We start from the raw sequence: 19,127 nt of genomic DNA on the forward strand, positions 1-19,127 counted from the left end.
GTCTTAAACTTATACTAAAATGTTTAGTTTATGAAAAATTTAATGTCTCTATCACTATTGTTAATAGCTTTATTATTCAATTCTTGTAGTAATAACGATCAAGAAGATTATGTACCAATAGAAGAAGATTCTAGTTCCGAAATAAATCTTCCGGACGTATTTTTTAATTATGCCAATATCGTATTACCTGAACATTATACTGAAAATAGTTTTCCTGATCAATTTCAGTTTCAAGCGGCAATCGAATTCGATAACACACCAATTGATAATCCCATAACAGATGCAGGAGCAACATTAGGAAGAGTACTTTTTTACGATGAAAAACTAAGTGCAAACGGTACCGTTTCTTGCGCTTCTTGTCATAAAGCTGAACATGGATTTTCCGATCCAGATATTCTGAGTAAAGGATTTGAAGGCGGACTTACCAGAAGGCACTCCATGGGAATCGTAAATGCTCGATTTTATGAAGGAGGGAAATTCTTTTGGGATGAACGAGCAGCAACTCTAGAAGAGCAAGTGTTGATGCCTTTTCAAGACGAGGTAGAAATGGGGTTGACACTTCAAGAATTAACTAATATTGTAGCTGAACAAACTTATTACTGGAGTTTGTTCGCAGATGCTTTCGGAGATCAGAATATAACGAGTGATAGAATCTCTAGAGCATTAGCACAATTTATAAGAAGTCTTGTTAGTACAACATCAAAATACGATCAAGCAAGGAGTGATGTAGATTCGCCAATTGTAGATTTTCCAAATTTTACAGAACAAGAAAACGAAGGTAAAAGACTTTTTTATATGCCTCGACCACTTACAAATGGATTGAATGCTAACTGTGTCGCTTGTCATGTGTCTGAAGCTTTTGTAGCTCCTATTCCAACAGTTACTCCAATTCCTAGTGGAATTACAACTTTTGCCACAACCAACGGATTGGACGCAATTTCGACTACTGATTTAGGAGTTAATGAAACGACAGCTAACCCTAATGATATTGGTAAATTTAAAGTTCCTTCATTGAAAAATATCGCTATTCGTCCACCATATATGCATGATGGAAGGTTTGCAACCTTAGAAGAGGTAATTGAACATTATAGTTCAGGGATTCAAAACCACCAAAGTCTCATATCACCTTTAGTAAATTCAGAGGGACAAGTTGGCCAATTTAATTTTACAGAAGAAGAGAAAGAGGCTTTAATAGCTTTTTTAAATACATTAACCGACAACCAAATGTTAACTGATGAAAAATATAGTAATCCATTTGAATAATATTAAACAACTACTGTATTTAATGGTGTTTTTTACATTGTTTAGTTGTAATAGAGATGAGGTGGTTATTGATGTTTCGAACCCAATTGAAATTTCTCCAAATATTCTTTTTATTATTGCTGATGATTTAGGTAAGGATGCTATTAATGGTTTTTCCGAAGGTAACATAAAACCGAGTACTCCTAATATTGATGCAATACGAAATTCGGGATTGTCTTTTAACAATTTTTGGACGTATCCAACTTGTTCGCCAACCAGAGCATCTATTCTAACTGGTAAATATGGTTATAGAACGGGTGTTAAATGGGCAGGAGACGAACTTGATTTATCAGAAACGAGCTTACAGAAATATATAAACGATCAAACAAATGGTAATTATGCAACTGCAATAGTAGGGAAATGGCATTTATCAGGAGGTAATACAGTAGTAAACCCTGAAATTTTTGGTTTGGATTATTACTCCGGGATTATAAGAGGTGCGCCTCAGAGTTACTATAATTGGCAATTGACGGAAAATGGAGTAAGTAATGTAGAAACAGAATATGTAACTAAAAAGATTACTGACTTGGCCAATGATTGGATACATCAACAAGATAAACCATGGTTTATGTGGTTGGCTTATAATGCTCCTCATACACCATTTCATGTACCACCAAATGAAATGCATTCTCAAGGAAACTTACCTTCATTTTTAAGCGGAATGGATGAAACACCATATTATATGGCTGCGATTGAAGGAATGGATTATCAAATAGGGGAATTATTAGATGATATGCCTCTAGATGAAAGAGAAAATACTATAATTATTTTTATTGGTGATAATGGAAGTCCGAATGAAGTAGCACAATCTCCATACACGTTTTTTACTGCAAAAGGTTCTTTGAATCAAGGAGGGATAAATACACCAATGTTTATTTCTGGTAAAGGAGTCTCGAGAACTGGAAATGATGATAATTTAATTGTAAGTTCTGATTTGTTTGCCACCATTTCTGAAATTGCTGGAGTACCGGTAAATCAAATTCATGATAGTAAAAGCTTTATATCTTTATTTACAGAAGCCGTATCAATAAGAGATTATCAATATTCAGAAAAAGATGATGGGGTTAATAATCTTTGGACTATAAGTAATGGGAATTATAAACTTATCGAAAACGCCAATGGTAGTGAAGAATTTTACAATTTAAATAACGATCCTTATGAACAAAATAATTTATTAAATGGAAATTTGACAACAAACGATATTAATGCTAAATCAGTTTTAGAAACTGAGCTATTAAATATCAGAAATTAAAAAAAGAAAACTGATTACAAAAAATGGATTAGATAAATTAACTATATGTGATGAGAAATTTGATCTTTCAATTGTTAGGAGGGAACTTAAAAACATAAACGAAAGAATAATTTGGTACATTCGGGAAAATAATGATAATGTAGTTGTAACTAAGAAATTTAGGAAATGGAAATTAAAACCTTAAAGGGAATTAATAAAAAAGATATTCTAAATGTATTCAACAAATCTTTTTCGGACTATTTTATTCCTTTTAGACTATCTGAAGAACAATTAATTTCGAAAATGTTAGCCGATAAGACAGATCTTAATATATCGGTAGGAGTTTACGAAAAAGAAAGCCTGATAGGGTTTATTTTGCACGGATATGATATAATCGATAATAAAAAAGTAGTATATAATGGAGGAACAGGAGTTATTCCAGAAAAAAGAGGTGTTGGTTTAACAAAAAAAATGTATCAATTTATTTTACCCATTTTAATGGAAAAGAGAATCGATACGCTGCAACTAGAAGTTATAACTAAAAATATTCAGGCTATTACTTCATATAAAAAATCGGGTTATAAAATTGAAAGAGCATTACTATGCTATAAAGGGAAGGTTAGTGTATTACATACAAATGACTATATAGTTGTTAGGGTGTTAGAAGATTATAATTGGGACTTAATGAAAACGTTTTGGGATATATACCCTACTTGGCAAAATTCTAATAATGTTGTAGATGAATTAAAAAACATCAATGTTTCGTTAGGTGCCTATATAGATTCTAAACTGATAGGTTATATAATTTATAGTCCAAGTAATAAACGATTACAGCAAATAGCGGTAAGTAAAGATTTCAGAAATAAAAAAATAGCTTCTACTTTAATTCACGAATTAATTAAAAGATATGGGGATGAGTTTTCTATTATTAATATAGATAAAAGCTCAAAACCTGTAAATGCATTTTTAGAAAGAATAGGACTTGAAAATAATCTAGAGCAGTTAGAAATGAAATTACATCTTGATAAAAATTAGAGCTAGCAAAAAATTATTTTTATGAAAACCTAAAACATGACCCAAATTGACAACAAAATGACTCAATTAGAAAATTTAAAACAACCTGTAAGAACTATCTTTACAAGAAAAGAAAATGGTACAAGACTATAAAACCATAGACTTATTTGGAAAACTACTATTTGAAACTATTATTTTAAAACCACCATACAAAAAGCCAAATTTAATGCCAAACGAGGCTTGTTTTTTGTACATACTAAAAGGAGAGTATGACTCCATTTCTGAAACCGAACGACTTAAAATAGAGGCTCAAGAATCTCTTTTAATGAAATGTGGTAACTATACCTGTAATATGCGTTCTTCGGAAGTTTCTGATACATATCAAGCACTTGCCGTACACTTTTATCCTGATATTTTGATGAAAATCTATGAAGATAAACTTCCGGATTTTCTTACACAAAAATTACCTTTAGACATAGGTATGTCTAAGCTTAATAGCGATATTTTAATTCGAAAATATATTGAGGGAATTTTGTTTTATTTTCAAAATCCTGATTTGGTAACGGAAGAAATATTGATTCTAAAACTTAAAGAAATCATTTTATTATTAAATCAGACGACAAATGCTCCAGCGATTCGATCGATACTCTCTAACCTATTTAGTCCAAGTTCATATTCCCTTAGAGAAATTGTAAAAGCTCATTATTATGAAAATATATCTTTAGAAGAATTAGCAATTTTGAATAATCAAAGTTTATCTAGTTTCAAAAGAGAATTCAGAAAAATATACAATTCATCCCCAGCCACGTATTTACGAGAGAAAAAATTAGAAAAGTCTATACAGCTACTTGTATCTACAGATTTAAGAACTACAGATATCGCTTATGAATGTGGATTTACGAATGCTTCTCACTTCTCAAAAACGTTCAAAAATAAATATGGAATTTCTCCAACATTTTATAAGTTGACCCATTTAGACAAACCTTTGAACTAATCTTAAAACACTTCCGTTTTCTCTATTCTCATCTTTGCATCAGTAACAAAAAATATGTAAAAATGAAAACAGTACTTATTACAGGATCTAGTAACGGATTTGGTTATTTATCTGCATTAACATTAGCTAGAAATGGACATAGAGTTTGGGCAACGATGCGTGATATCAATGGAAAAAACAGAATTAAAAAAGAAGAACTTGAAAAAATTGCTTTAGAGGAAAAGATTTCAATTACGATAGCAGAATTAGATGTAACTAGTGATAAATCTACTAATGATTTAGTAGCTAGAATTCTTACTGAAGAAAAAAGCGGATTGGATGTTTTAGTAAATAATGCTGGTGTAATGTATGTAGGTATTACAGAAGCATATAGTATAAAGCAAGCGCAGGAACAATTTGACACTAATTTTTTTGGTGTGATTCGAACTTCCAAAGCGTTTCTTCCTTTTTTGAAAAAATCTTCAGATGGATTGATAGTCAATATTTCATCTTTAGCAGGACGATTGGTTTTTCCATATTTTGGGATTTATTGTGCTAGTAAATTTGCTTTAGAAGCATATTCTCAATCATTAAAATATGAACTAAAACCTATGGGGGTAGATGTTTCTGTTATAGAACCTGGGCCATATCCATCTGGGCTATTATATAGTGGGCCCGAGGAAGAAGATAAAACTACATTAGAAAGTTATGGAGAAATGGCCAATGTTCCGAAAGCAATGCTTCAAAATTTTGATCAATTCTATAAAAGTGATGAATCACCTAATCCGCAAGAAATTCCAAATGCTATTTTAAAAGTGGTCGAAATGGAAAAAGGAAATAGACCAATTAGACAAGCTGTCGGAGTAGATTATAATACTAATGAATTGAATAGTATAGTAAGTCCAATTCAAGAAAATTTGATAAAGGAAGCTTTACAAATGGAGCACTTAATTTAAATCCGTAAAAAATGAAATATTTAAAAAGGTTAATAAGCTTTACGGTCTTAGTGTTATTACTATTACCAAGTATTATGAATGCACAAAACTCAAACAACAATCCCAAAAATATGAGTGAAATGGAAACAAAAAATCAAGAAATAGTAAATGTTGCTTTGGTATATATAAAAGAAGGTGAAGAAACACGTTTTGAAGAATACAAGAAGAAGGGAGGTGCTATTTTGAAGAAGTATGGAGGAAGAATAGAACGTATTATTAAACCAAAAATACTAGCAAAAGGAAAAATAGAAATGCCTGATGAAATTCATTTTGCCAGTTATCCTAGTATGGAAGTATTTAATATGTTTAATGAAGATCCAGAGTTTATAAAAATTAGAAATAAGTATGCTGTTCCTTCACTTAAAAATATTTCAGTTTTTACGAGTAGGAACACTGATTTTGAATTTAAGAAAGAAAAGGGTGATAAAACCAAAACCTATGGTATTGCCTTAATTTACTTTAATGAAGGGGAGAAATATAAAAAGCAATTTGAGGATTATCATGATGAAGTTTGTGAGATAATGCCAGAATTCGGTACACATTTCGAACGTTTTATAGCACCATTTCAATCAAAGGGAGATATTGCACAACCAGATGAAATACATCGTTTTTATTTTGATTCAATGGAAGGTTTACAACAAATGGGAGCAGATGAACGAATGCAAGCACTATTTCCTAAAAGAGATACCTCATTAAAAAATCTATATTTTTTTATTGGTGAAGCTAGTTTATAATTGAAAAGAGAAATAAAGACTCATAATTCCATTTATAGAGAATAGTAACTCGATTTTTTATTCGAATTGCTATTCTTTTTTATTTTGTAAATTACCTCCGCCAAAAGCAATTTCACGAAACACGTTACTACTAATTAGGACTACGAGCCATTAGCTAAATGAAACACCCATTAAGGCAACATATTGAGGAGATAATTGAATTAACGGATGAAGAATTTGATTTTGTTTTAACTCATTTTGAAACTGATAAAAAACGGAAACATCAATATCTTGTTCAAGAAGGGGAAGTGGTAAAAAAAGAATATTGGATAACGCAAGGGTGTGTAAAAAGTTATTTTTTAGATGATAATGGTAAGGAACATATTCTTAGATTCGCAATGGAACATTGGTGGATTACGGACTATGAATCTTTTGTAAAACAGACTCCCTCGAATATATACATAGATTGTATAGAAGATTGCGAGTTGTTATACATTTCTTTTGAGAATAGGGATAAGCTTACATCTCAAATGCATAAAATGGAACGGTTTTGGGCAAAAAAAAGTAAGTTTGGTCGTATCGCTTTACAAAAAAGAATCCTTTCACTTTTAAAAAATTCTGCTAAGGAACGGTATGATTTATTACTAGAACAATATCCCGAACTATTTCAAAGAGTCCCTAAAAAACTTATAGCTTCTTACTTAGGGGTTTCTAGAGAAACCTTGAGTAGACTTAACCCATAGTTTAATTTTTTATAAAACTTAATTTTCATACTAATAAAGTGACATAGATCACTTTAAAGTAGTGATATACCTCCTTATAATTTCTTCTGATTCCTCTCAACTTTGTAGTGTTAATTTAAAACTATAAAAAGATGCCTTATATCAACATCAAAGTTACCGATGAACAGGTAACCAAAGAACAAAAACGTCTGTTAATTGTAGGTGCGACACAATTGCTTGCAGATGTATTGGACAAGAACCCTAAAACCACGCACGTGGTTATAGAAGAAATCCCTATTGATAATTGGGGAGTAGATGCAAAACAATATTCAAATTCAGAAAAATTTAAATCATGAAAAACAAAACAATAATTATTACAGGAGCCTCTACAGGTATTGGAAAAGCTATAGTAGCTTATTTTATTGAGCAAAATAGTAATGTAGTTATGAACTCATCTAATAAAGAGAATTTACAAAAAACGTATGAAGAACTTGGATCACCAAAAAATGCAGTGTATTTGGCTGGAGATATTAGTAAAAAATTTACAGGTCGGGAACTAGTACGTCTAGCGAAAGAAAATTTTGGCTCTGTAGATGTCTTAATAAATAATGCAGGTCTGTTTGCTCCAAAACCTTTTTTAGATGTTCAAGAAGAGGATTTAGAGCTTTATTGGAATGTTAATTTAAAAGGAACTTATTTTACAACACAAGCGGCAATTCCAGAAATGATAAAACAACAAAACGGTTCTATAATAAATATAGGTACTGTACTTGTAGATCACGCTATTGATGGTTTTCCTGCAACTGCGCCGTTAACAAGCAAAGGAGCTATCCATTCATTAACAAGACAGTTGGCAGCAGAGTTTGGTAAAAATAACATTAAAGTAAATACAATAGCTCCTGGAATTATTAGAAGTCCTTTACAAGGAAAAATGGGAATTGAAGATGCTGATAGTTTAGCTGGATTACATTTATTAAATCGCATAGGAGAAGCTAATGAAATAGCAGAAGCTGCCTACTATTTAGCATCTTCTGATTTTATCACAGGTGAGACTATTAACGTAGCAGGAGGTCATACAGTTGGGCACGCTATTTAAAAAAGAGAAATTATGTATAAAGATAATATAAAAGATATCCAAAAGGTAATAACGAATTATTTCGAAGGCATTTTTTATGGACAGGTTGATAAACTAGCATCTTGCTTTACGGATAATATGTTTGTCTATGGTGATATTAACGGAGTTCCTTATAAGAAAAGTGTGATAGAATATTTGGAAGGTGTTAAAGAAAGAAAAAGCCCTAATGATTTAAACGAAACATTTAAAATGGAAGTTGTTGGGATTGATATTATAGGAAATGTAGCTATGGTAAAACTACGCGTACCTATGTTAGGTTATAACTATTATGATTATTTATCGCTAACGAAAGTGAATGACAACTGGAAAATTGTGAACAAAATTTTTACGCATGTAGCGTAAAGATGTTGTTACATTTTTTTAAGTATAGAGTCTAGATTATAAAAGATTCAAATAATAATGAAAAAGAAACTATTTAAATTTCTGAAAATTTTATTAGGTATTTTATCATTTCTAATACTACTAATTATGGTTGGAGCTTTTTGGCCAATGCCAAAACTGATTCTTCCGGTAAAACATAATACCATACTCATAAAATCAATAAATATTATAGATGTAAAGTCTGGTCAAGTTTTAGAAAACAGAAATGTATTAATAAAAGATAATATCATTGCTGCTATTGATAGTTTAGAAATTTTAGTTAAAAATTCTAATTCATTAATAATTGATGGTACTAATAAATATATGATTCCAGGTTTATGGGATATGCATACACATTCAAATCAGCATTCTCCTTGGTTACATCATCCACTTTACATAGCCAATGGTATTACAGGAATTAGAGACATGTCTGGGCAATTAGATCGTAAAGATAGCTATTGGGTAGGTAGTAGAGAACGGTTACAATGGAATGCTGAATTGAATGCGTATAAAAGAATTATGCCGAGATATGTTTTACAAAGTAGTTATCAAATAGATGGAGCTTCTAGTGTACCTGATGGATTTCCAGATTTTTTTAAACTAGATACCCCAGAACAGGTAGATTCATTGTTACATTTTTATAAAAAAGAACAGGTAGATTTTATTAAGGTATATCAGCAAATACCAAAAGAATCATATAAAGCCTTGGCTAAAAAAGCACCATCGTATGAAATGCATATTGCTGGGCATAAACCAATGTTTCTTAGTTTGGAGGAGGCTGTTAATTTAGGACAACGTAGTTTCGAACATGGTCGTATTTTTATGTTCGAATCATTTCCGGAAGCAGATAGTTTAAAAAACCCTAATAATTGGAAAAGCTATTTTTCTAAATCAAAGAGAAGGTTAGTAGATGAATTTGATCCAAAGATTGCTACTAAACTTATGAAATTAATGCAATTAAAAAATGCCCATTGGACACCAACCTTACAAACGTTAAAGTTTGAAGCGAATGCGCATCTCGAAGACTACGTAGCAAACCCTAATTTAAAATATATCACAGGAATTAGAAAAAGGTTATGGTGGGGTATAGATACTAATAATAATGCTTCAAGAAATATGGATGATCAAACTAAAGATATAAGCCAAAACTTTTACAAAGCGGCAATGAATCAAGTGAGATTGGCTAATAGCATCGGAGTGCCAATAATGACTGGGACAGATGTAACAGACTCGTATATATTTGCAGGGTTTAGTATTCACGAAGAATTGATTGAGTTAACAAAAAGTGGATTAACAAACCTCGAAGCTCTACAAAGTGCTACTATAGTACCTGCTAAGTATGCAAAAAAAGAAGATTCTTATGGGAGTATAGAAAAAAGAAAAGTAGCTGATTTGGTTCTATTACAACATAATCCTCTAGAAAATATTACCCATACTAGTAAAATTGATGGGGTACTTATGAATGGGGTCTATTATGACTCAGAAAAAATAATAGAACTCAAAAACTTTACAGAATCAATTGCTGCTAGCTTTCATATGAATAGTAAAGTACTATTAAGTTTTTTTAAAAGCCCTCTTATAAGAGTACAATTTGCGGATTAAATCTATAACTATTTGATGGATTGAAAGATTTCTCTGTAACCAATAGTATTATTATTTAAATAGTTTACTCTAAACTGGCTTCATTTTTGATGAGTTTTAAAACGGATATAAACCACTTACTTTGAAATTAATTAGAACTTTTTTATTGCTTATTAGTTTCTTATGGTATTGAAAATTATAGAGAAATCAAATTATGAAAGGTTACACTTTACTATTTTTAGTATGAATATAGAAGATGGTGTAAATTGTGAAATATAAAATCTAATTTTAGGTAAATAATTCACTAGTAACAACGGTGTATGATTTAGTATCAATGAAGTCAGAATTTGTTTTAAGATTTTATTTAATAATAATAAAACTAGGATGCATATAATAGTTATATATTAAAAATGGAATACAAAGAAACATTACCAGATCATTTATTTTCGCATCATATAGAAAGTTATTGGCATATTTTTTTTGAGAAACAGCCAACAGAAGATGCTTTAGAAATGTTTCTGCCGACTTGTACATTTAATATAATATTTATTGATTCTCATAGTATTGTAAGGAGTAGTTTGCACACCAAGTGGAAACGATTAAATCCCGGAGCTTACTTTATTGGACAAACAAATACTTCATTAAGTTTTAAGTCCAAAAGAGCTGTTAATATTACAGGAGTCAGATTTAAACCATTTGCTTTTGCAAATCTTATCAAGAACCCACTCATAAATTTTAATGATACTATAGTTAATCTAGAAAATATTTTCTCTCTAGATAATATAGCACACTTACTTATCCAAAGAATTTCTATAGAAAGTAAAACTGTAATACAAGAACAGCTTATTAATGAATTTATTAATGGTTTGTTATCAAAAACAATGTCAGTAGATGAAAGTTTAAGAGCTCAGTTAAACTTTATAATGTTTAGACATGGTAGTATACAGATCAGTGAATTGTTCAAAGAATTTAATGTAAGTAAAGTGACTTTACATAAACATTTCGTAAATAAAGTAGGGCTTTCTCCAAAAAAAGTTTCACAAATATGGAGAATGAACAGAATACTTCAACTAAGAGAAGAATTTCCGAATATGAGTCTAACTTCAATAGGTTTAGAGGCTGGGTTCTATGATCAGGCACATTTCATTAAAGATTTCAATGCAATTTTTAATATAACACCATTTAAGTTTTTTGCTCAAAAATCAAACCTGGTAGAAATTGCAAATCTTAATATTACAAAACGATTTACTAATCAATACGATCCTATTATATCATAATAGATTTGAGATTTTTTTTTACCATTTACTTTTTTACAATTTTATAAAAACTCTATTTTTTAATTTCGTTTAAAATCTAAAAACAATGATGGTAATTCGTAAATGCATTTTTCTTTTTTTAACCCTATCACTATGTAATATCTTTATTTATTCGCAGGATAGTGTGTTAAGCATAGAATATAAAAAAGAGGTGATTAATACCCTGTCTGATTTGATGAATGATAAATACGTCTTTCCTGATATTGCAAAAAAAACAGAGGAACATATAAAGGAACAATTTAAGAAAGGACATTTTGATCAGTTTACATCTAATGAAAGTTTTGCAACCGCTCTAACGCAATCGGTACAGTCTATCAATAATGATAAACATATGAAAATTATGAGTCAACCGCCATACGAGGCTCCCGCTATGACATCGGAACGACTTATTGAAGAGAAAATTTTTAACCTCAAAAGAAAAAAAGAGTATAATGCTGGTTTTCATAATGTTAAAGTGCTAGAAGGAAATATAGGATACCTTGATTTAAGAGGGTTTACTTATTTTAAAGAAGGAAAAGTAATTGCAGATGCTTACATGAAACTTATCAGAAATACAGATGCGGTAATAATTGACTTAAGTAAAAATGGTGGTGGAGATCCTGAGATGGTTCAATACCTATGTAGTTATTTTTTTAAAGGCGATATTCACTTAAACAGCCTTTATTTCCGAGAAGGTGATAGAACAATTGATTTTCATACACTTGATAAGGTGGATGGAAAAAAAATGATAGATGTTCCCCTATTTGTAATTACAAGTGAAAGAACATTTTCTGGTGCTGAAGAGTTTTCATATAACATGCAAACACAAAAACGAGCGACTATTATAGGTCAAACTACAGGAGGAGGGGCTAACCCAGGTGGTACCGTTCCAATTAATGATTTTTTAAGTGTTTTTATTCCAACTGGAAAAGCTATTAATCCAATTACTAAAACAAATTGGGAAGGCGTAGGTGTAGTTCCTGAAATTAAAGTAAGTAAAGATGAGTCATATAATAGAGCACATGAATTAGCAAAAGAAGGAGCAGATCAATTTAGAGAGAAATTAAAAGGATTATACACCAATACTTTTATTAATCTTTTATCAAAATTAGAGAAATATGATGAAGTGAATTCTGAAAAAAATATATTAGCGACTTTAAAAGATTGTAAGGAAAAAGGACTTATTGAAGAATGGGAAATTAATGCTCTAGGATATCAATATATGATGGAACATAAAAAAACAAAAATTGCAGTCTGTATATTTAAGTCTAATACTATTTTACATCCACAATCTGCAAATGGATTTGATAGCTATGCAGAAGGATTAATGAATCTGGGGAGCTATGATGAGTCTATAAAAAACTATAAAAAAGCAGTAGAGCTTGCAAAAACTGACAACTCTCCTGATCTTTCTGTTTATCAAGAAAATTTAAAAAAAGCATTGAAGAAAAAGTAAGGGTTTAGCAATAGTTTGTTTCTAATAAAAATAAAAATTGAAGAAATCTAATATGATAGTAATTGTGTACATTTTGTTTATTTTTATATGAATATTATAGTTCGAAGAACCTATAATGTTCAAGGAAAATTGTTTTTCCACAGAAAAAAATAGATAACAATTCATGAAGCTCTTAAAATTATCTTTTATCATAATGATTATAAGTTTTCTTACGGCCTGTAATCTTACCCTAAACCCTAATGGTCCACGCCCTAACAATCCTTTTTTTATAACTACGGAGCAGGTTACGGTTAAAGGGGTAACAATACCCGAAGGAACCAAGTTAGAGTATGAAAAACACTTCCTAAAAAAAGGAGAGCAAGGTTCAATATTAAATGAAAAATACCTTACAGGTTTTAGACTACCAGAGAACAAAACTATAAATTGGGGAGGTGTACCGATAAGTGCTATTCATAAGTTTTATAATAAAGATATGAGCGGTTATAGTGTGTATGCAAATTTTAAAGTAACGCCTGATAATGAAACTACATTTTACAAAAAATGGAAAGAAGAAGGTTGTGATCTTGGTATCACTGTAAAGAATAGAGATGACTGGTCTTTTAATAATTCTAATATATTAGATATAGAAGGTTGTAGCGTGTTATACCAGCGTTATGATAAGGATGATAAAAAACAACAAGATTTTCTTGATGCAATGTATAAAGCATTAATGGATGTAAGATCCCAAGACTAATATATCTAAGATGAGGTTTTGTAAAATTCAGTAAAAACATCAATAATATATTCATGATCTTGTGTTCCACACATTTCTCTAATACTATGCATTGACAACATTGGATTTCCAACATCAATTGTTGGTATTCCGATGTTAGAGGCAACCATAGGACCTATAGTAGAACCACAACCGATATCATTCCTACTGCAAAAATCCTGAAAAGGAACATTTGTTTTTTTACACCATTGTTTAAATTTAGCTATAGAAAATGCATCTGTGGCGTAACGCATATTGGCATTACTTTTAATTACTGGACCAGCACCAAGTAATGGTTTATGATTGGCATCGTGTTTTGTCGTGTAGTTTGGATGTACTGCATGAGCCATATCTGCAGAAATAAAAAAGGAACGTGCTACAGCTTGAAAAAAAGTCTCTTCCTTGGAGGAAATAGAAGAGTGAATGCGTTTTAATGTAGTTTCTAAAAAATTAGAATTTGCTCCATTTTGCGATTCAGAACCAATTTCTTCATGCTGAAAATAAACGGCCATTTGTACTTCGTTATCCGCAATAGTAGATTTTTTTAAACCTTCAAACGAGGCATGGACACTTGCTAAATTATCCAATCTAGAAGCGTAAATAAATTCATCATGAATACCCCCAAAACTTGATTTTTCTGCATCAAATAAAAATAAATCCCAACTAAGAATTGTTCCAGAAACTCCGGTTTCTTCCTTTAACCAATTTTCAAAATTAATTTCATTAGACAATCCAATAACGGGGAACATATGTTCCTGCGGATTCGGAGTAAATCCTTTTTTATTAACTTCTCGGTCTAAATGAATAGCCAAACGAGGAATTCGTATTTTTTTTTCTACCGTAATAAGTTTTTGCTCTAATACACCTGTTTCATTTTCTATAATTAATCTGCCGCCAAAATAAAGATCTCTATCAAACCAACTACTTAATAAAACACCTCCATAGATTTCAATATTTAGTAATTGATATCCTTCTTTTGTAGAAATGGGATTGTTCTTTATTTTTAGACAAGGAGAATCCGTATGTGCACCAATGATTTTAAAAGAATAATCATTAGACCATTTTTTAGGAGTTCTAAATACTATAATTGAGCCATCAGCTCTAGTTACAAAATACTTTTCTTCTTTCTTTAAATCCCAAATGTCCTGTTCAAATAATTCTTGATAGCTCCGAGAAATCAATTCTTTTTTTAAGTTAGAAACTACGTGAAAAGAGGTAGAACCGGAATCTATGAAATTTAAAAGACTTTGGGAGTAAGACATTAAAAGTATTTTTTAGTTGCTCTAAATATAGTTAAAGCAAGATTTTTAATCAAAAGCAAATGTAATTAAACAATCTATAGAAAAACAGACCACAGTAATATTATACTCATTATCGAAGAGAATATAAAATATAAGATTAAACTTTTGATAAAATAAGAAACGTATTAGTATCCCCATGAATCATTAGTTTATCCAATAACTCTTGTAAAGAAGTTTGATTTTTCACTACAACTTTTAGATGTATATTTTGGTTTCCTGTAATGCGATGTGCTTCTTTAACTTCGGGGAAGTTTTTAATTACTTTAAGAATATGAGCTAATTGTCCAGGAAAAACTTTAAGCAATATAAAAGCTTCTAAATCGTATCCAAGTTTACTATTATCAATTTGAATACTATACTTCTGAATCACACCTAAATCTTCCATCTTTTGAACTCTTTCTCTAACGGATGAAGGAGATAAATTGATAGTTCTCCCTAAATCAGCAAATGATAGTCGTGAATTATTTTTTAAAATGTCTAACAACTGCTTATCTATAGTATCTATCATGGAATCGATGATTTTTTGTTTTTAAATTCAGTTTTTCGATGGTAAATATAGTTATATTTCGACGATTCAACTTTTTGGTGTATAGGGTTTAGTCTACCTTTGTGTAAAATTCTTGTTCATGAGTATTCTTATAATTTTTAATAATAAAGATCCAGAACCTTGGAAGAAGGTATTAAGCAAAAAAATAGTTACTACTAGTATTGAAATATATCCAAATGTAAAAGATGTAGCTGCTGTAGATTTTGTTATTTGTTGGAAACCAGAAAAAGATATTCTGAAGAAGTTCCCAAACATAAAAGTCATCCAATCTGTGGGTGCCTCTATAGATCATATTACTAATTCGCAAACAATTGCAGAAAACATTATTATTACAAGAATGGTGGATATGAAATTGTCTATTGATATGTGGGAGTTTTTGCTAACTGTTGTACTAATGCAATTAAAGAATACCAAAAGATATGTACAACAACAAGAAAAGAGAATTTGGGATCAAAAAGAATATAAATCTATTGAAAACACGACCATTACAATTTTGGGCTTAGGTAGTATTGGGGGATATGTAGCTAAGAAGTTTGCTGATTTAGGATTTACCGTAAAGGGATGGAGTAATTCGAAAAAAGAAATTTCTGGAGTAAAAAGTTTCAATGGAGTTGATGCATTTGATTCTTGTTTAAGTCAATCTGATGTTTTGATTAATCTATTGCCTTTAACTGATGAAACTAGAGATATTATAAACAGAAATACATTAAGGAGATTAGCTACCGATGCAATTTTTATTAACGTAGGAAGAGGTGAACATTTGGTAGAAGAAGATTTAATAGAATTACTTGATAAGAATAAACTTGCCGGTGCTTTTCTTGATGTTTTTAGAATAGAACCATTACCAAAAGAGCATCCTTTTTGGAAGCATCCAAAAATTCAAATAACACCACACGTGGCAAGTTTAACTAATGTAGAAAGTGCGACAAATAAAATTGTAGAAAATTATAAGCGATTTTTAGATGATAGAGAACTATTAAATAGGGTTTCGTTACATAAAGGGTATTAGTAAAATGGATACAAAATTTCATATAGCATTTAAGGTAAAGGATATAGAAAGTACTATTTCATTTTATCACACCATACTTGGCTGCAAATTAGGAAGACAAACAGAATATTGGGTGGATTTTGATTTTTTTGGACATCAACTTTCTGCTCATGTATCGGATGCAATACCAGAATTAGATTATTGCGGAAGAGTGGAGAACCTTAAAGTTCCGATTCCGCATTTTGGTTGTATTGTAGATGGAAAGGTATTTCGGGATATACAAAATAGATTAGAAGATCATAAAGTAGATTTTGTTTTTAAGCCTCAAAAAAGATATCAAAATAAAAAAGGAGAACAACAAACAATGTTTATTTTAGATTTTAGTAAAAATGCTATTGAGTTTAAAACGTTTAAGAATGATCATAATATTTTTTAAATAAGGATCATCTATATGAGCTTAATACAAACTGAAATGGGACATGGTATATATTATTAATTACCCTATGAATTGAAAAAACAAACAGAGTTAAACGCATGGATGATAATCTTAGTCAGATAAAAAAGAAAGTGTATGATAGATGTTCTTTAAAAATTTTAGATTATGTAAAAGAATCAGAAAGTCAAGAATATTCTGCTTGCAGATTTAAGCTTAATGGACAAAATGTTCTAAGTAGAACTGCTAAAGTTACACCAAAAAAAGTGGGGCAATTCGTAACTTTTTGGAAACGAAAAGAGAATGGACCTATCGAACCATATGATAAATCTGATCAAATAGACTTCTATATAGTTAATGTAAGTAAAAAGAATAAGTTGGGGCAATTTGTATTTCCAAAATCTTTATTGATTAAAAAGGGGATTATATCAACAGAAATAAAAGAAGGAAAAAGAGCATTTAGAGTATACCCTAAATGGGACATCACGAAAAGTAAACAGGCGCAACAAACCCAAAAATGGCAACTTAATTATTTTTATGAAATTAATGATAAAATTGACTTTGAAAGCGTTTTAAAATTATATACAAGTCAATAATTAGTTTTAAGGTATAATTTGGAGTTTTTTAGGTTGAATTATGAAAATTGAATGATTTATTGGGAGTTTTTTTATTTAAATTCTTTAGAATTAGTCTTAATAAATTTTATTTTTTCGCCAAATTACAGTTAATTAAGTGTTAAACTCACTTATTTTTTATTTTTTTAAGGGGTAAATTCCCTGTTATTTTTTCCTTTTTCTGAAATTCTTGGTTTTTGATTCAACCTGTTGATTTTCAATAATGCAACTATGTTGCTTTATTGGTAGTGTAGACTTTTTTTGTAGTATTCATGGGCAGTGAGTAGAGTGTTGCCCTTTGGTTGTTGTGTGTTTCCCGTATTCTGTTGTTGTTAATAATCTATAATTTTGTTAGTCTAATTTTATTAGAACTCAACATTTAATTTAAAACTAAAATTAAAACTTAACGCAAAATTAAAAATTATGAAAACTAGACTTAGAATTTTAAGCACAGTAACAGTATTTTCTTTTCTTTTTTACAGTTGTGAAAAAGATGGAGAAGGAATTACAGATTTAGAATCAGAAATTGAAAATGTAGATGCTATAGGAGCTGATCAAGCGATACCGGGAGAGTATATAGTAGTTTATACAGAAGATCAGTCTATTTCTGGAAAAAGCGCAGAAATGAAAACAAAATCGGCGCAAACATTATCTAAATATGCAATAGCAGAAGATAATATAAAGCAAACGTATAGTTCTGCTATTCAGGGATTTGCGGTTAAAAACTTATCCGAGAAGCAAGCTGATTTGCTTAGGAACGATCCTGAAGTAGCTTATTTAGAGCCTAACTATATCCAAAAGTTGGATGTTAAAATAGGAAAACCTGTAAGTACACTACCGGCAACAGTACAAAATAAAGCGGTGACTAATGACTCACAGTTATCTAATGGAGAATTTCTTCCTTGGGGAATAAATCGAGTAGGTAGAGCTAACGGTGCAGGAAGAACTTGCTGGATAGTAGATAGTGGTATTGCACCACATAGTGACTTAAACATAGACACTGGCAGAAGTAGAAGTTTTGTTGGTGGATCTTGGCAAGATCAAAATGGACACGGAACTCATGTAGCAGGAACGGTTGCTGCAAGAAATAATGGTTCTGGAGTTATTGGCGTAGCTTATGGAGCAACTGTAGTTTCTGTTAGAGTTTTAAATGCCGCAGGGAGTGGTGCTACAGATGGAATTCTTGCAGGAATAGACTATGTAGCTAACAATGCTGGTAATGGAGATACTTGGAACTATAGCGTAGGTTTCCGTAATCGATTTACATCTCAGGCAATAGACGACACGTTTAGAAATTTAGAAAATACAACTTATGGAGCTATGGCAGCGGGTAACAGTAACGATGATACTCAATTTTATTCACCACAAAGGTTAATAACTAGCCGATCTTGGTGTGTTGGAAATATGACTAATGTAGATGCTCCTGCCTCTGGTTCAAATTTTGGTAGTAGTGTCGATCGTTGGGCTCCAGGTACAGCAGTTTGGTCTACTTGGTTAAATGGTCAGTTTAATAATATTTCAGGTACCTCTATGGCGTCACCACACGTAGCAGGAATATTATTATTAAGAGGTAACAGTACAGGAACAGATGGGTCCGTAAGTAAAGGAGGATATACAGCTCCTATTGCTACCTTAAATTAAAAATAGATAAATAGTTTTGAATTAGTTAGAGGCTGAGTAATTTCAGCCTCTTTTTTGTTTTTTTGAGAGAAATTA

The 19,127-nt window shown here is 30.7% G+C and carries 20 protein-coding genes; 18 read left to right on the top strand and 2 right to left on the bottom strand.

Annotated elements, in window-relative coordinates:
- Positions 1-30: 30 nt before the first annotated feature.
- The 14 genes from D1815_RS01495 (at position 31) to D1815_RS01560 (ending at position 13,510) form a co-directional block, all read left to right on the top strand.
- On the top strand, positions 31-1,263 hold the full coding sequence (locus tag D1815_RS01495) for a cytochrome-c peroxidase (protein ID WP_118385653.1): 1,233 nt from the start codon (positions 31-33) through the stop codon (positions 1,261-1,263).
- Complete coding sequence (locus tag D1815_RS01500) at positions 1,235-2,554, top strand: sulfatase-like hydrolase/transferase (RefSeq protein WP_233557674.1); 1,320 nt, start codon at positions 1,235-1,237, stop codon at positions 2,552-2,554. The genes D1815_RS01495 and D1815_RS01500 overlap by 29 nt, the downstream gene beginning before the upstream one ends.
- 165 nt (positions 2,555-2,719) lie before the next feature.
- Positions 2,720-3,568 carry a GNAT family N-acetyltransferase gene (locus tag D1815_RS01505; RefSeq protein ID WP_118385654.1) on the top strand — a complete coding sequence of 283 codons (849 nt, stop codon included), beginning with the start codon at positions 2,720-2,722 and terminating at the stop codon, positions 3,566-3,568.
- Positions 3,569-3,683: 115 nt separating this feature from the next.
- Positions 3,684-4,541, top strand: coding sequence for an AraC family transcriptional regulator (locus tag D1815_RS01510; protein ID WP_118385655.1), 858 nt, complete (start codon positions 3,684-3,686; stop codon positions 4,539-4,541).
- Between the two features lie 62 nt (positions 4,542-4,603).
- The gene (locus tag D1815_RS01515) at positions 4,604-5,476 is read left to right on the top strand and encodes an SDR family oxidoreductase (RefSeq protein ID WP_118385656.1); all 873 of its coding nucleotides are present in this window, start codon (positions 4,604-4,606) and stop codon (positions 5,474-5,476) included.
- Positions 5,477-5,487: 11 nt separating this feature from the next.
- Positions 5,488-6,249 carry a hypothetical protein gene (locus D1815_RS01520; RefSeq protein ID WP_118385657.1) on the top strand — a complete coding sequence of 254 codons (762 nt, stop codon included), beginning with the start codon at positions 5,488-5,490 and terminating at the stop codon, positions 6,247-6,249.
- A 158-nt stretch (positions 6,250-6,407) separates the two neighbouring features.
- Positions 6,408-6,971, top strand: coding sequence for a Crp/Fnr family transcriptional regulator (locus D1815_RS01525; protein ID WP_118385658.1), 564 nt, complete (start codon positions 6,408-6,410; stop codon positions 6,969-6,971).
- Between the two features lie 131 nt (positions 6,972-7,102).
- Positions 7,103-7,306 carry a 4-oxalocrotonate tautomerase family protein gene (locus tag D1815_RS01530; protein ID WP_027391933.1) on the top strand — a complete coding sequence of 68 codons (204 nt, stop codon included), beginning with the start codon at positions 7,103-7,105 and terminating at the stop codon, positions 7,304-7,306.
- Complete coding sequence (locus D1815_RS01535; protein WP_118385659.1) at positions 7,303-8,046, top strand: SDR family NAD(P)-dependent oxidoreductase; 744 nt, start codon at positions 7,303-7,305, stop codon at positions 8,044-8,046. Before D1815_RS01530 ends, D1815_RS01535 begins: the two co-directional genes overlap by 4 nt.
- 12 nt (positions 8,047-8,058) lie before the next feature.
- A complete protein-coding gene (locus D1815_RS01540; protein ID WP_118385660.1) occupies positions 8,059-8,427 on the top strand; it encodes a nuclear transport factor 2 family protein in 369 nt (122 codons plus the stop codon).
- A 57-nt stretch (positions 8,428-8,484) separates the two neighbouring features.
- On the top strand, positions 8,485-10,047 hold the full coding sequence (locus D1815_RS01545; protein WP_118385661.1) for an amidohydrolase family protein: 1,563 nt from the start codon (positions 8,485-8,487) through the stop codon (positions 10,045-10,047).
- A gap of 389 nt (positions 10,048-10,436) precedes the next feature.
- Positions 10,437-11,303, top strand: a complete 867-nt coding sequence (locus D1815_RS01550) for a helix-turn-helix domain-containing protein (RefSeq protein WP_118385662.1) — start codon at positions 10,437-10,439, stop codon at positions 11,301-11,303.
- A gap of 190 nt (positions 11,304-11,493) precedes the next feature.
- Positions 11,494-12,777 carry a S41 family peptidase gene (locus tag D1815_RS01555; protein WP_162897318.1) on the top strand — a complete coding sequence of 428 codons (1,284 nt, stop codon included), beginning with the start codon at positions 11,494-11,496 and terminating at the stop codon, positions 12,775-12,777.
- A gap of 163 nt (positions 12,778-12,940) precedes the next feature.
- A complete protein-coding gene (locus tag D1815_RS01560; protein WP_027391928.1) occupies positions 12,941-13,510 on the top strand; it encodes a hypothetical protein in 570 nt (189 codons plus the stop codon).
- A 5-nt stretch (positions 13,511-13,515) separates the two neighbouring features.
- Here D1815_RS01560 and D1815_RS01565 read toward each other — a convergent pair whose 3' ends face one another.
- Both D1815_RS01565 and D1815_RS01570 read right to left on the bottom strand, forming a co-directional pair.
- Positions 13,516-14,790 carry a M18 family aminopeptidase gene (locus D1815_RS01565; protein WP_118385664.1) on the bottom strand — a complete coding sequence of 425 codons (1,275 nt, stop codon included), beginning with the start codon at positions 14,788-14,790 and terminating at the stop codon, positions 13,516-13,518.
- Positions 14,791-14,926: 136 nt separating this feature from the next.
- A complete protein-coding gene (locus D1815_RS01570; RefSeq protein WP_118385665.1) occupies positions 14,927-15,337 on the bottom strand; it encodes an Lrp/AsnC family transcriptional regulator in 411 nt (136 codons plus the stop codon).
- A 118-nt stretch (positions 15,338-15,455) separates the two neighbouring features.
- Between D1815_RS01570 and D1815_RS01575 the strand changes: the two genes are divergently transcribed.
- From D1815_RS01575 to D1815_RS01590, 4 genes are all read left to right on the top strand, one after another.
- Entirely contained in the window at positions 15,456-16,385 is a 930-nt protein-coding gene (locus D1815_RS01575; RefSeq protein WP_118385666.1) for a glyoxylate/hydroxypyruvate reductase A, read from the top strand.
- A gap of 4 nt (positions 16,386-16,389) precedes the next feature.
- On the top strand, positions 16,390-16,800 hold the full coding sequence (locus D1815_RS01580; RefSeq protein WP_118385667.1) for a VOC family protein: 411 nt from the start codon (positions 16,390-16,392) through the stop codon (positions 16,798-16,800).
- 98 nt (positions 16,801-16,898) lie between these two features.
- Positions 16,899-17,393: a MepB family protein gene (locus tag D1815_RS01585; protein WP_027391923.1), complete on the top strand. Its 495-nt coding sequence runs from the start codon at positions 16,899-16,901 to the stop codon at positions 17,391-17,393.
- Positions 17,394-17,834: 441 nt separating this feature from the next.
- Complete coding sequence (locus tag D1815_RS01590; protein ID WP_118385668.1) at positions 17,835-19,052, top strand: S8 family serine peptidase; 1,218 nt, start codon at positions 17,835-17,837, stop codon at positions 19,050-19,052.
- Positions 19,053-19,127 lie beyond the last annotated feature (75 nt).

The sequence above is a fragment of the Aquimarina sp. AD1 genome (assembly GCF_003443695.1).
GTDB lineage: Bacteria > Bacteroidota > Bacteroidia > Flavobacteriales > Flavobacteriaceae > Aquimarina > Aquimarina latercula.